Annotated in this window: 12 protein-coding genes; 8 read left to right on the forward strand and 4 right to left on the reverse strand. The window is 71.4% G+C overall.

What is annotated here, in order from left to right; translation table 11 throughout:
- The first annotated feature begins 58 nt into the window (after positions 1-58).
- Positions 59-250, forward strand: a complete 192-nt coding sequence (locus tag N7925_RS36140; protein WP_416222856.1) for a hypothetical protein — start codon at positions 59-61, stop codon at positions 248-250.
- Between the two features lie 204 nt (positions 251-454).
- Entirely contained in the window at positions 455-589 is a 135-nt protein-coding gene (locus N7925_RS36145) for a hypothetical protein (RefSeq protein ID WP_416222857.1), read from the forward strand.
- 33 nt (positions 590-622) lie between these two features.
- Here the strand turns inward: N7925_RS36145 and N7925_RS01010 are convergent, their stop codons facing one another.
- Together N7925_RS01010 and N7925_RS01015 are read right to left on the reverse strand one after the other, a co-directional pair.
- Positions 623-805, reverse strand: coding sequence for a hypothetical protein (locus N7925_RS01010; protein WP_265597579.1), 183 nt, complete (start codon positions 803-805; stop codon positions 623-625).
- A gap of 81 nt (positions 806-886) precedes the next feature.
- The gene (locus N7925_RS01015) at positions 887-1,957 is read right to left on the reverse strand and encodes a fatty acid desaturase family protein (RefSeq protein ID WP_265597580.1); all 1,071 of its coding nucleotides are present in this window, start codon (positions 1,955-1,957) and stop codon (positions 887-889) included.
- 256 nt (positions 1,958-2,213) lie between these two features.
- Here N7925_RS01015 and N7925_RS01020 point away from each other — a divergent pair, with 256 nt between their 5' ends.
- The 5 genes from N7925_RS01020 to exaC all read left to right on the forward strand — a co-directional run bounded on the left by N7925_RS01020 (position 2,214) and on the right by exaC (position 10,869).
- Positions 2,214-5,228 (forward strand): DEAD/DEAH box helicase, encoded by a 3,015-nt coding sequence (locus N7925_RS01020; RefSeq protein WP_274342710.1) that lies wholly within the window; start codon positions 2,214-2,216, stop codon positions 5,226-5,228.
- A complete protein-coding gene (locus N7925_RS01025; protein WP_274342711.1) occupies positions 5,225-6,631 on the forward strand; it encodes an SWIM zinc finger family protein in 1,407 nt (468 codons plus the stop codon). The genes N7925_RS01020 and N7925_RS01025 overlap by 4 nt, the downstream gene beginning before the upstream one ends.
- A gap of 548 nt (positions 6,632-7,179) precedes the next feature.
- On the forward strand, positions 7,180-7,767 hold the full coding sequence (locus N7925_RS01030; RefSeq protein WP_265597583.1) for an N-acetylmuramoyl-L-alanine amidase: 588 nt from the start codon (positions 7,180-7,182) through the stop codon (positions 7,765-7,767).
- Between the two features lie 108 nt (positions 7,768-7,875).
- Positions 7,876-9,135 carry a GAF domain-containing protein gene (locus tag N7925_RS01035; RefSeq protein WP_265597584.1) on the forward strand — a complete coding sequence of 420 codons (1,260 nt, stop codon included), beginning with the start codon at positions 7,876-7,878 and terminating at the stop codon, positions 9,133-9,135.
- Between the two features lie 210 nt (positions 9,136-9,345).
- Positions 9,346-10,869, forward strand: coding sequence for an acetaldehyde dehydrogenase ExaC (gene exaC / locus N7925_RS01040; protein ID WP_265597585.1), 1,524 nt, complete (start codon positions 9,346-9,348; stop codon positions 10,867-10,869).
- Between the two features lie 791 nt (positions 10,870-11,660).
- Here the strand turns inward: exaC and N7925_RS01045 are convergent.
- Together N7925_RS01045 and N7925_RS01050 are read right to left on the reverse strand one after the other, a co-directional pair.
- Positions 11,661-11,972: an EthD family reductase gene (locus tag N7925_RS01045; RefSeq protein WP_274342712.1), complete on the reverse strand. Its 312-nt coding sequence runs from the start codon at positions 11,970-11,972 to the stop codon at positions 11,661-11,663.
- Complete coding sequence (locus N7925_RS01050) at positions 11,965-12,168, reverse strand: hypothetical protein (protein WP_274342713.1); 204 nt, start codon at positions 12,166-12,168, stop codon at positions 11,965-11,967. The genes N7925_RS01045 and N7925_RS01050 overlap by 8 nt, the downstream gene beginning before the upstream one ends.
- A 139-nt stretch (positions 12,169-12,307) precedes the next feature.
- Here N7925_RS01050 and N7925_RS01055 point away from each other — a divergent pair, with 139 nt between their 5' ends.
- Positions 12,308-12,604: a winged helix-turn-helix transcriptional regulator gene (locus N7925_RS01055; RefSeq protein ID WP_274346377.1), complete on the forward strand. Its 297-nt coding sequence runs from the start codon at positions 12,308-12,310 to the stop codon at positions 12,602-12,604.
- Positions 12,605-13,036 lie beyond the last annotated feature (432 nt).

Below are 13,036 nucleotides of genomic sequence, written 5' to 3' on the forward strand. Positions count from 1 at the left end.
GCTTCAAGGTGCGCCGACGGACCGAGGGACGCCGGACCGCGCGATGAGGAGGCGGGCGATGAGCGATGGGGAGGACACCGCGGCCGGTGCGGACGATGCGGTCGCCGACGACGCGCTACTGGTGCTCACCGCGATGATGCTGACGGCCGCACGGTTTCCCAGCGTGCTGGGGGACGACTACGTGGCAGCGTGGCGTGCTGGGGGACGACTACGTGGCAGCGTGCGGCATGCTCGCGCTCGAACCGTATGAGGGCCACGGGCTCGTCCTGACCAGCAGAGCGACACTGCGGGAGAGCAGGACGGCGAGCCCTCCACAGCCCTCCGGCACCCCGGTGTCCGCAGGGCCCTGTCGGAGGCGACCGCCTATACGAAGGCTCCGCCGCCCGGGCGGATCCGGTCCTCGTACGCCTCGGCCGACGCACGCACCCTGCGCGTCGACGGCCCGGGGTGGTCGATGGTGGCCCGGACCGACGACATAGCTCTGTTCCTGCTGGACGAGGAGCCCAGCACGGTCATTCCTGTCAGGCGCGGAGCCGCGCTGCCCGGACTGCTCCCGGCCCTCGACGGGTTGGCCGCCCGCCCCGCGTGACATCCTCGTCGGATCACCCGGGGCGATCCGGGCTCAGCGGCCGATCTGCTTGCGGTTGATCCTGCGGAGCCTGCGTCGCTGGGACGGGTCCAGCAGCAGATAGCCCGCCACGGGAACGCCGATCACGATCAGCATCGCCCACCAGAATCCGATCAGGGGCCACAGGATGGCTGCCGCGAGCACTCCCCCGATAGCGACCTTCGCACCATTCGACATGGTCCACGCCTCCTTCGCGGCCGGCGCCGCTCCTGGTTGTGTCAACGCGTCCGCACGCTCCAACGTTCCCCGTCGGCCGCGCTAGCGCAGCGGTTCGCCGACCTCGTGCATATGAGACAGCGCCTGCCGGTAGGACTCGATCAGGCCGGTCTCCGCGTACGGCATGCCGATACCGGAGCAGTGCGCCTTGACCAGGGGCTGGGCGAGGCGCAGATTGGGGCGGGGCATGCTCGGGAAGAGGTGGTGCTCGATCTGGTAGTTCAGCCCCCCGAGGAACCAGTCGGTCAGGGCGGCGCCGCGTACGTTGCGCGAGGTCAGGACCTGTCGCTGGAGGTGGCCCCAGCGCTCGCCGTCGGGGTCGGGCATCTCCATCCCCTTGTGGTTCGGGGCGAAGGCCATGCCCAGGTGGAGGCCGAACAGCGCGTGCAGCACCAGTGCGAAGACGATCGCCTTGCCCGGGGACAGTGTGCTGAGCAGCAGCGTCGCGTAGAGGGCGAAGTGCGCGGTCAGCAGCAGCCCCGAGACGGCCCGCTCCCGGAGGGGCTGGCGGCGCAGGAACTGGAATCCGTAGATCTTCAGGGCGATGCCTTCGAGCAGGAGCATCGGGAAGAACAGCCGCGCCTGGTTCCTGGTGAGCCAGCGGGCGAACCCCTCACGCTGCGCCGCCTGTTTCTGGGTCCAGACCAGGGCGCCGACACCGACATCGGGATCCTTGTCGATGTGGTTGGGGTTGGCGTGGTGGCGTACGTGCTTGTCGTTCCACCATGCCTCGTTCATACCGAGGAGCAGATTGGCGTGTACGAGACCGATCAGCCTGCTCGTCCTGCGGTCGCCGGATATCTGGGCGTGCCCGGCGTCATGGGCGACGAAAGCCGTACGGGTCCAGAAGACCGCCAGCGGCAGGGTGAGAAGCAGGCTCCACCAAGTGTCGCCCAGCAGGACGAATCCGGTGATCACCGCGCCCAGGGCCGCCAGATTGGCGGCGATACCGAGCACATACCGGTCCGTGCGGCGCTCCAGCAGTCCCTGGTCCCGCACGGCGCGCAGCAGCGGCGCGAAGTCGCTCCCGGCCGCCGCCCCGCGAACGTCGGCCGGACGGTCGGGGCTGCTTTCGTCGGCGGGATCCGCAACAGTGGCTGTCGCCTGGGGCATGACGTCTCCGGTCTCTGGAACATATGCGCTGACCTCATGGAACGTACGGACCGGGGGCGGGTGCGGGCCATGGCGCCACCACCCTGGTTCCCCTGGGGCAGGCCCCCGTGCCCGAGGGTGGGGCTGGCTGCACCATTGGGCCAGGCAAGGAGAAGGAGTGACGCACACCACATGACCCGACGGCCTGTCGCCGCTCGAAGTGGAGTACCCTCGGCGACTCCGCCCACTAGTCAAATTTGAGGAATCTGACATCGCTGTGCACAGGCACCCTGCGGCAACGCCCTCCGAGATCGCCGAACTGGCTCGCTGCTCCGCAGTCTTCGTCCCCGCGGATCCAGCCCGTACCGGCAGGATCGCGTTCTGGAACCCGGACGGTAGCACCCCTTCCGACACTCCCGGGCCTTTGTCGGAGCTGACCGTCATCGGAACCGACCTGCGACCCCGTACGGTGACGGCGCAGTACCTCCCCGTGCGGGACGCCCTGCCGTTGCTGACCCGGGCACGCGCCGTCGCGGGTGCCTCACCCGCCACCGCCTTCTGGGGCGCCGCCGCGCTTCTCGCTCTCCAGTTCGTCGCACGCGGCCTCCTGTTGCCAGGGCTGAGCGATAGCGACCACGACGCCTGGCGGATCGGGCCGTTGAACGCCGACGACCTCGAACGGATCCGGGAACTGGCGGCGTCGATGCCGCCGGCCGCCCACGCGACCCCCGCCCAGCGCGAAGTGCTCGGCCGCCTCAGCGCCGTCGGCGAAACGTTGCTGCCCGAACCGGAACGCCTGCTGCGCGCGTTCCTCGATGCCGTCGCCGACGCGATGCCCCGTACGCCGGCCGCAGGATTCGCCACCTCAGGTCCCGCGTTCACCTCCCAGGAGCCTCAGCACCTGCCCGCGGGACGGGCCTGGGCGGCCGATGTGGCGGCCGGTCACGACGCGGGCGTGCGGCTCTCCTTGCGTATCGAGGTCGCGGGTGTGGCCTCGCGGCGGAGCGGCACGGAGGCGGGCCCCGAGGCCACCCCGGAAGCGATGGGCCCGGGATCGGGCCCGGGGGCGGTGGGTGCGGGGTCCGGTCCGGAGCTGGCCGGTCCGGAGCTGGCCGCCCCCTCGTTCCGTGCCGTGCTGCAGATCCACAGTGTCAGCGATCCCTCCCTCGTCGCCGACGCGGCCGAGGTGTGGGCGGGCGACTCGCGGACCGCCGCCGCGTTCGGGGTCCGGGCCCGGATGGACGCCCTCCTCACCCTGCGCCGGGCCGCCCGCGCCTGGCCGCCGCTGGCGCCGTTGCTCTCCGCCGCGGTGCCGGACTCGGTGGAACCGGCCGACGAGGAGATCGCCGAGCTGTTGGGGTCGGCCTCGCGCGCCCTGGCCGCCGCCGGAGTACAGGTGCACTGGCCCAGGGAACTGGCCAGGAAGCTCACCGCGCGCGCCGTGATCGGCCCGGACGACCGGGACTCCACGGACCGGGAAGGCGTCGGGCAGGAGGCCGGGACGCGGGGACGCACCGCCGCGGACGTGCCCTCGTTCCTCTCCGCCGACGCACTGCTGTCGTTCGACTGGCGGTTCGCACTCGGCGACCAGAAGCTGACCCGCGAGGAGCTGGACCGGCTCGCCGAGTCCACCCGGCCCATCGTGCGGCTGCGCGACCAGTGGGTGCTCATCGACCCCGAGGAGGCGCGCCGCGCCCGGGACACCCAGGACCGCAAGGTCACCCCGATCGACGCTCTCGGCGCGGTGCTGACCGGTTCGACGGAGGTGGACGGCCGTCGCGTCGAAGTGGCGGCGACCGGCTGGCTCCAGCGGTTGCGGGACCGGCTGGCCGACCCGGAGTCCGCCGCCCAGCAGTCGATCGGACAGCCCGAGACGCTCACCGCGACCTTGCGCGACTACCAGCTGCGCGGCCTGAACTGGCTGAACACCATGACCTCGCTCGGCCTCGGCGGCTGCCTCGCCGACGACATGGGCCTCGGCAAGACGATCACGCTCATCGCCCTGCATCTGCACCGGCAGAGCGACCGCGACGCGGCCGGCCCGACGCTGGTGGTGTGCCCGACATCTTTGATGGGCAACTGGCAGCGGGAGATCGAGAGGTTCGCGCCGGGCACCCCCGTACGCCGCTTCCACGGCGCGTCGCGTTCTCTGGAAGGCGTGGTGGACGGCGAGTTCGTTCTGACGACGTACGGCACGATGCGCCTCGACGCGCCCCGGCTCGCCGCCGCGTCCTGGGGCATGGTCGTCATCGACGAGGCGCAGCACGTCAAGAATCCGCACTCCGCGACGGCCAAGCAGCTGCGGACCATCGGGGCCCGGGCCCGGGTCGCGCTCACCGGCACCCCCGTCGAGAACAACCTCTCCGAGCTGTGGGCGATCCTGGACTGGACGACACCCGGTCTGCTCGGCCGGCTCGGCGCCTTCCGTACGCGGTACGCGGCAGCGGTCGAGAGCGGCAGCGACCCGGGCGCGGCCGAGCGGCTCGCGGCGCTGGTGCGGCCGTTCCTGCTGCGCCGCCGGAAGTCCGATCCGGGGATCGCTCCGGAGCTGCCGCCGAAGACCGAGACCGACCGGGCCGTGTCGCTGACGCCGGAACAGACCGGCCTGTACGAGGCGGTGGTCCGCGAGACCCTGGCGGAGATCTCCGCCGCCGACGGCTTCGAGCGCCGGGGTCTCGTGATGAAGCTGCTGACGGCGCTGAAGCAGATCTGCAACCACCCGGCGCAGTACCTCAAGGAGGAACAGCCGCGGATCGCGGACCGGTCGGGGAAGGTCGAGCTGCTGGACGAACTCCTGGACACGATCCTGGCCGAGCAGGGTTCGGTGCTGGTCTTCACGCAGTACGTGCAGATGGCCCGGCTGTTGGAGGAACACCTGGCCGCGCGCGGAGTGGATACGCAGTTCCTGCACGGCGGTACGCCCGTGGCCCGGCGCGAGGAGATGGTGAACCGCTTCCAGGCGGGCGATGCCCCGGTGTTCCTGCTGTCCCTCAAGGCTGCGGGCACCGGGCTCAACCTCACCCGGGCCGGTCATGTCGTGCACTTCGACCGCTGGTGGAACCCGGCGGTCGAGGCGCAGGCGACGGACCGGGCCTACCGCATCGGGCAGACCCAGCCGGTGCAGGTGCACCGGCTGATCGCCGAGGGAACGATCGAGGACCGGATCTCCGAGATGCTCGCCCGCAAGCAGGGACTCGCGGACGCGGTGCTCGGCTCGGGCGAGGCGGCACTGACCGAACTGACCGATGCGGAACTGGCCAACCTGGTCGAGCTGCGAAGGGGCGCACGATGAGCGATGACTACGAGGACGAGGACGACTACGCGTACGGGGCGGAGTACGGGACGAGCGACGCGGCCGCCTCCGACGGGGGCGGCGACGGGGCGTCGCGGGACGGCCGACGCGGGGCGGAGCGGGTGTTCGCGGCGTTTTCCCCTGCGCAGGGCCGGGGTTTCGCGACGTCCTGGTGGGGGCTGGCGTGGCTCAAGGCCCTGGAGGACACCGCGCTGGACGGCCAGCAGCTCAAGCAGGGCCGGCGGCTGGCCCGGGAGGGCAGGGTCGGGGCGGTCTCCGTACGGCCGGGGCGGATCACAGCCGTGGTCCGGGACCGCGACGGCACGGCCTACCGCAGCGATGTCCTGCTCCAGCAGCTCGGCACGGGCGCCTGGGACCGGTTCCTGGATATGGCCGTGGACCGGGCGGGGCACATCGCGGCGCTGCTGGACCGGGAGATGCCGCCGCATCTGGTGGAGGACGCGGCGGGCGCCGGTGTCGAGCTGCTGCCCGGCATCGGGGATCTGGAGCCGGAGTGCACCTGTGGGACCTGGGACCACTGCCCGCACTCGGGCGCCCTCTGCTACCAGGTGGCGCGCCTGCTGGACGAGGACCCGTTCGTCCTGCTGCTGATGCGGGGGCGCGAGGAGCAGCGGCTGCTGGACGAACTCCAGGTGCGCAGCGCCGCCCGCGCGGTCCGGCCGGGCGACGGGGAGCGAGAGGCGGCGGACGACGGGGAGCGGGAGGTGCACGGAGTCCCGGCCGCCGAGGCGTTCGCGGCTGCCGGAATCCTGCCGCCGCTCCCCACTCCCCCACCGGCCCCCGATGAACCGGGGCTCGGGCCTGCGCTGGACACGGCTACCGCCCCCGCGCCCGGGGTCGACCCGGTGGCGCTGCAGGTGCTGGCGGCCGACAGCGCGGTACGGGCGCACCGGATGCTGCTGGACGCGCTGGCCCCGGGGCACGAAGGACAGCCGCTCCCGGTCGAGTTGACTCCGCGGCAGGACGCGGTACGGCTCGCCGCGGACACCCGGCCGGAGCCGCGCATCGGGGCCCGCCTGGCCGCGGGATCCGGCCGCCCGGCCGCGGACCTGCCCGCGGCGGTCCGCGCCTGGCGGTACGGCGGGGTCGCGGCACTCGCCGTGCTGGACGAGGAATGGACGCCGGACCCGCAGGACCTGGGGCGGGCCCGTGCCCGGCTCGGCGAGGCGTGGGAGGCGGGCGAGCGGCCGGCCCTGCGGGCGAGCGGCCGGGCCCGGTGGACCGTCGCGGGCGCCGACCTCCAGCTCCGGCTGGACCGGAACGGGCGGTGGTGGCCCTACCGCAAGGAGCGCGGTCGTTGGGTGCCTGCCGGACCGGCGGACGACGACCCGGCGGGCGCGCTGGCGGGGGCCGACGGCGGGGCGGCGGACACGGCAGTCTGAACCGTCCGGTCGGGGGGCTGGGGGTGCGGGTGGGGGCCTGGGCTGGGCTGGGCTGGGCTGGGGAGCCTCGGGCCGCGGGGTCCGCGCGTCGGAAGCGGGGGGCCGGGGCGCCAGGGACAGGGGGCGGCGGCGGGCGAATCCGTGGTGCGCGGGAAAGGGTGTCCCCGGCGCGGAAGCCTCAGCGCGGCGGCGGCACGCGGACGAGCCGCACGCGTAGGAGCCTCACGCGTCGGAGCCTCACACGTCGGAGCCTCACGCGTCGGAATCGCACGCGTAGGAGCCGCACGCGTCGGAGCCGCGCGCGTAGGAGCCGCACGGGCGCGAGGCGAGACTGTCCGGACAGTGGCTGCGGGGAACCGGATGTCCGGCGGGTTCGTCATCTGCATGGGCGGGGGCGATGCACGAACCGGGAGGCCGCCCCGGCTCAGCTCCGTAGGTACCCGCCCCGTCCTTGCCCTGCGCGTGTCTCCACCCTTGCCCCTGTCCTGCACTTGTCCCGCCCCGTTCCGTCCATGCCTCGGCCCCTGGCCCCGGCCTCAGGAGTGCCGTTGCACCGCAGAAGGATCATTCAGTGCGCCGCCGCGACGACGGCGGCGGCCGTCCTGCCCGCCTCCGCGAGGACCGTGGAGGCGGCGCCGAAGGGGCCCACCGACTACGCGACGGCGCTCTGGGCTCCGGCGGCCGCCGCCAACTACACCGTCCCCTCCCGCCCTTCGGAGCGCCGGATCGACCGCGTCGTCATCCATGTCGCCCAACAGCTGTTCACGCCGACAGCGGGCATCTTCCGCGACCCCTCCAAGCAGGTGTCGGCCCACTACGTGGTGCGCTCCGGCGACGGCCATGTCGCCCAGTGCGTACGCGAGAAGGACATCGCCTGGCACGCGGGCAACTGGAGCTGGAACACCCGGAGCATCGGCATCGAGCACGAAGGGTGGGTGGACCGCCCGGAGTTCTTCACGGACGTCATGTATCTACGGTCCGCCGGACTCACCGCGGACGTCTGCGACCGCCACGGCATTCCCAAGGACCGGGAGCACATCGTGGGCCATCACGAGGTGCCGGGCAGCGACCACACCGACCCGGGCGTCCACTGGGACTGGGAACGCTATCTCCGGCTCGTCGTCGACGCCTCCTGAGCGACCTCCCCCGGCACCCGTGGTGATGACTCTCCGCACCGAGCTTGTAGCGGAGGCCGACGGCGACGACGATGGGAGGGCACGAAGGCCCGCGGACGGGAGGGTGAGTTGACGGACCCCTGGGTGGCGCTGGCGGCGGACACCGATCCCGGCGAACGGAGCGGCGCGATGCGCCGCGCCCATGACGTGTTCACCTCGGCGGGACGTCTGGAGCGGCCGGTCCGCGCGGTGGTCGGCGCGTCCTGGCGACGCTCGGCGCGGGCCCGGGTCAGCCCGGACGACGCCCCCGCGGTGGAGCTCGGCCCGGACGAGCTGGGCCCCTACCGGGCGGCGCATCCCCTGGCCCGTGCGATGCCTGTGATCCGCGAGCTGATGGGTGCGTACGCGACGGACGGGGAACACCTGCTGGCCGTCTGCGACGCCCACGGACGGCTCCTGTGGGTCGAGGGGCATACGGTGGCGCGGCGGCGGGCCGGCGTGATGAATTTCGTGGAGGGTGCCCGCTGGGCCGAGTCCGTGGCAGGGACGAACGCCCCGGGAACGGCCATCGCCGTGGACCGTCCGGTCCAGGTCTTCGCCGCCGAGCACTTCCTGCGCCCGGTACAGCGGTGGACCTGCGCGGCGGCGCCGTTGCACGACCCCCGTACGGGCCGGGTGCTGGGAGCCGTCGACATCACGGGCGGTGACCGGCTCGCCCACCCGCACAGTCTGGCGTTCGTCCAGGCGGTGGCCCGGGCCGCCGAGTCGCAGCTCGCGCTGCTGACGCCGCCGTCCGAGTCCGATGTCGAGTCGGTGCGGCTGACCACGCTGGGCAGGGACGAGGCGTTACTGGTGGCGCGCGGGCGCCGGCTGCGGCTCAGCCGACGGCACAGCGAGATCCTGGTCGCCCTGGCCCGTCGGCCGGAGGGCCTGAGCGGGGACGAGCTGCTGGTGGAGCTGTACGAGGACGAGTCGGTGACCCCGGTGACCTTGCGGGCCGAGCTTTCACGGCTCCGGCGGCTGTTGGGGCCCGATCTGCTGGGCTCGCGCCCGTACCGGCTGGCCGTCCCGGTGGACGCCGATTTCGACACGGTGACGCGCCGGCTGGGTTCGGGCGCGGTGGCGGCGGCGCTGGGCGCGTACGCGGGCCCGCTGCTGCCGGGTTCCCGGGCCCCTGCGGTCGTACGGCTGCGGCGGCGGATCTCGGAAGAGCTGCGGGCTGCGCTGATCGCCCGGGCTGATCCGGGGCTGCTGGCCGACTGGGCCTACAGCCCGTGGGGCGAGGAGGACCTGCCGGTGTGGCGCGCGCTGGCCGGGGCGGTTCCGGTGGACCAGCGGGCGGCGTTGCTGGCCAGAGTACGGAGGTTGGACGCCGAGCAGCGCGGCTGAGGACTGTCCCGCGGTTCTCGGCGAACACGTGGGCCCCGGCGCGCGTATCTGCGGCGTTGTCGTGTCGCCGCCCGGCCGAAAGTACGGTGACGACAGACCGTGGAGGGTGCCCGGCGACGCCGTTGCAACGCCCTTGCAACGTCCCCGTCCCTAGCCTCGCGGCGAAGGCCGTCCAACGACGGGCGGCGCCGGATCCGGGAGGCCACTGAGATGACCCGTTACGCAGCGCCGGGCACCGAGGGCGCGATCGTCACCTACGCGTCCCGCTACGACCACTGGATCGGCGGCGCGTACGTCCCGCCGGCCCGTGGCCAGTACTTCGAGAACCCGAGCCCCGTCAACGGCCGCCCGTTCACCGAGATCGCACGCGGCACGTCCGAGGACGTCGAACTGGCCCTGGACGCCGCCCATGCGGCGGCTCCGGGCTGGGGAGCCGCATCCGCCGGGGACCGGGCTTCGGTGCTGAACAGGATCGCCGACCGGATGGAGGCGCACCTGGAGGAGCTGGCGGTCGCCGAGAGCTGGGAGAACGGGAAGCCCGTACGGGAGACACTGGCGGCCGACATTCCCCTGGCCATCGACCACTTCCGCTATTTCGCGGGGGCTCTGCGCGCCCAGGAGGGTTCGCTCAGCGAGATCGACGATGACACCGTCGCTTACCACTTCCATGAACCGCTGGGTGTGGTCGCCCAGATCATCCCGTGGAACTTCCCCATCCTGATGGCCACCTGGAAGCTCGCGCCGGCGCTCGCCGCGGGCAACGCGGTGGTCCTCAAGCCCGCCGAGCAGACGCCCGCCTCGATCCACTACTGGCTGAGCCTGGTGGCGGATCTGCTTCCGCCCGGCGTCGTCAACATCGTCAACGGCTTCGGAGCGGAAGCCGGGAAGCCGCTCGCCTCAAGCCCGCGCGTCGCGAAGATCGCCTTCACCGGTGAGACCACGACGGGCCGACTGATCATGCAGTACGCCTCCGAGAACATCAAACCGGTGACGTTGGAGCTGGGCGGCAAGTCGCCGAACATCTTCTTCGACGACGTGTCACGCGCCGACGACGACTTCCTCGACAAGGCGCTCGAAGGTTTCACCATGTTCGCTCTCAACCAGGGGGAGGTGTGCACGTGCCCGTCGCGTGCTCTCATTCAGCGCGGCCACTACGGCGCGTTCCTGGAGGCAGGCATCGCCCGCACGGAACAGATCGTGCCGGGTCACCCGCTGGACACCGACACGATGATCGGCGCCCAGGCCTCCAACGACCAGCTGCAGAAGATCCTTTCGTACCTGGACATCGGCCAGCAGGAGGGAGCGAAGATCCTGACGGGTGGCCGGCGCATCGAGCACGACGGTGAGCTGGCGGGCGGCTACTACGTCCAGCCGACGGTCCTCGAGGGCGACAACCGGATGCGGGTCTTCCAGGAGGAGATCTTCGGCCCGGTCGTGGCCGTGACGTCCTTCACGGACTTCGACGACGCCATCAGCATGGCGAACGACACCCTGTACGGGCTGGGGGCCGGAGTCTGGACCCGCGACGTCAACACGGCCTACCGGGCGGGGCGCGGGATCAAGGCGGGCAGGGTCTGGACGAACTGCTACCACGCCTACCCGGCCCACGCGGCATTCGGAGGCTACAAGCAGTCGGGGATCGGCAGGGAGAACCACAAGATGATGCTGGAGCACTACCAGCAGACGAAAAACCTTCTGGTGTCGTACTCGCCAAAGAAGCTGGGCTTCTTCTAGGCACCGCAAAAGGGCGCCTGACCAGGGGATTTCCCTGGCAGGCACCTTCGTCGTCGTGATGGTCTTGCCGGAAAGTCCTGCGGGGTTCGAGGTCGAGTACGTCGACGTGGACTGCGTACGCCGACGGGCGGAGCTGACCGAGTGCTGGGCTGAGAGGTTCGAGCGGCTACCGCCGGTTCGTACAGTCAGAACGTGTCCGGGGCAGAAGTCAGTGACACGGCAGTACTGGGCCGCGACGACACAGGGCCCGTTGCTGTGTGAGTCGCACCTGGAACGGCATCGGGTGGTGTTTTTGGACGTCGGCTGTTCTGGCCCACACGCCGGGGCCGGGGCGGGCATGTGCCTACCTTCTTCGCCCGCCGCATCGACGGGGAGGGCCTGGTGGTGGATGTCCGGCCGGATGACCGGATCGAGCCGGATGGCGCGGAGGCGTTCGCGGCGACCGCGGGGGCCTGTGACCTGGCCGGGGTGGCGATTCGAGCGGGTCGGGGCGGTGGATGCGGTGCTGCTCGCGAACGTGAAATGGCTGGCGGGCTACCGGCACCCGCGCTACCGCCAACCTCCGGTTGCCCAGGCTCTGCTGGAGGCGTTTACCAAGCCGGTGGATGCGGGTCGTCCGCGGTGAGCGCGGCACGCTCGTCGCGCCGCACGCACGCATCGACCACCGTGACATCCGGCCACGACATCGGCCCACCTTTGACGCTCAACGAACCGGCAACAGTTAACGGCGTCCGCTAGCCGGGCCTGCTTGAGCGGCCGACCGAACGCGTCCCGGAGCGTACCGGCCTGCCTCAGCCGGTGCCGTCCTGCACCGGATAGTTGATGACGACCAAACCGCCGGTGGCGTAGTTGACGACATCGGCAGCCACCCGCTGGCCATGCGGCGACGCCAGCGCCGCGTCCATGGCGGCGGCGTCAGCGAAGTCAGCTTCGAAGACCGCGAAATACGGGGCTTCTCCCTCGGTCGCCGCCACGTCGAAGCTGTAGCGCCACGCAAGCGGGCCGGGCCAACTCTTGACCAGCGGAAGGTGGTTGTTCACGTAGTAGTCGCGGAAGTGGTCAGGGTCGGCGGGCTCGGAATACAGGACCAACGACCTATGCATGACGACCTCCGTCCAGGGACGTCAGCGCTCTGCCCAACTCGTAGCGACCCCACCCGTGCATGGTGCCGGCCATCGGGAGGTTTCTGGCGAACATGCGGAACAGCCCGATCGGCGGGGCGCCCTTGGGCACCGTGTGCGCGAGCCGTGCGCTGGCCTGGTCGGTGCACGGCGGTTCCCGCAGGGCTATCCGCGACATCGGCTCTCCCGTCGAGTTCGTTTCTAAATCAGAAACACCGGATGGATGCTAGTGTTTCGAATAAAGAAACGCAAGGAGGGTCATGCCGACGCCGCGCCCAGGAACACCGGTTCGTGGATCGACGACCGGCCGCCCCGTCATGGCCGCGATGGACCTGTTCGGCCGTCGGTGGGCGCTGCGAATTCTCTGGGAGCTGCGTGCGGGTCCGCTCGGTGCCCGCGCGCTGCTGGCACGGTGCGAAGGGTTGTCATCCAGCGTCCTCTACCAGCGGCTCCGCGAACTCGCATCGAGCGGGATCATCGCGCCCTCGGCCGATGGCTACGAGCTCACTCGGCTGGGGACAGCACTCCGTGATGCCCTTCGTCCGCTCGACGAATGGGCGATCGCCTGGGCGCAGGAGCAAGAACACGACGATCAGGACCCCACGGAGACGTGAAGGTCACGCCCGACCAGATGGAGCGGTGATGTGACGGCCGCCGACTCGGGACACGGGCTCACGCGGCCTGCGAGAAAACCTCGGTCGGTGGCTCGTCGCCGCGCTGAGGGGTGAAGTCGACATTCAGGCGCGGGCCGTACGCGTCGGGCTCGTCGCCGAGCTCGTGGGTGGCGGGCCGTCCTCGACACGGTCGCGGAGAAGACCCCGGTGCCGGGGTGCACTTCACCGGGGCGGCCGGGGACGCCGTGCTGACCGCCCCTTCCTCGCAGAAGAACCGCTCCAGCTCCGGCCGAGTCGGCTCCTCGTTGAACTTCCCGGACGACGCGGCCTGATCGTCAGATAAGAACTGGTATGCGGCGGACGTAACCACCTGGCCGTGAGCGGCCGTGGATCTTTTTACCGCCTCAACCTCACCGCGGTCGCGATGCCCGG

Source organism: Streptomyces sp. CA-278952 (assembly GCF_028747205.1).
In the GTDB taxonomy this organism is placed as follows: Bacteria; Actinomycetota; Actinomycetes; order Streptomycetales; family Streptomycetaceae; genus Streptomyces.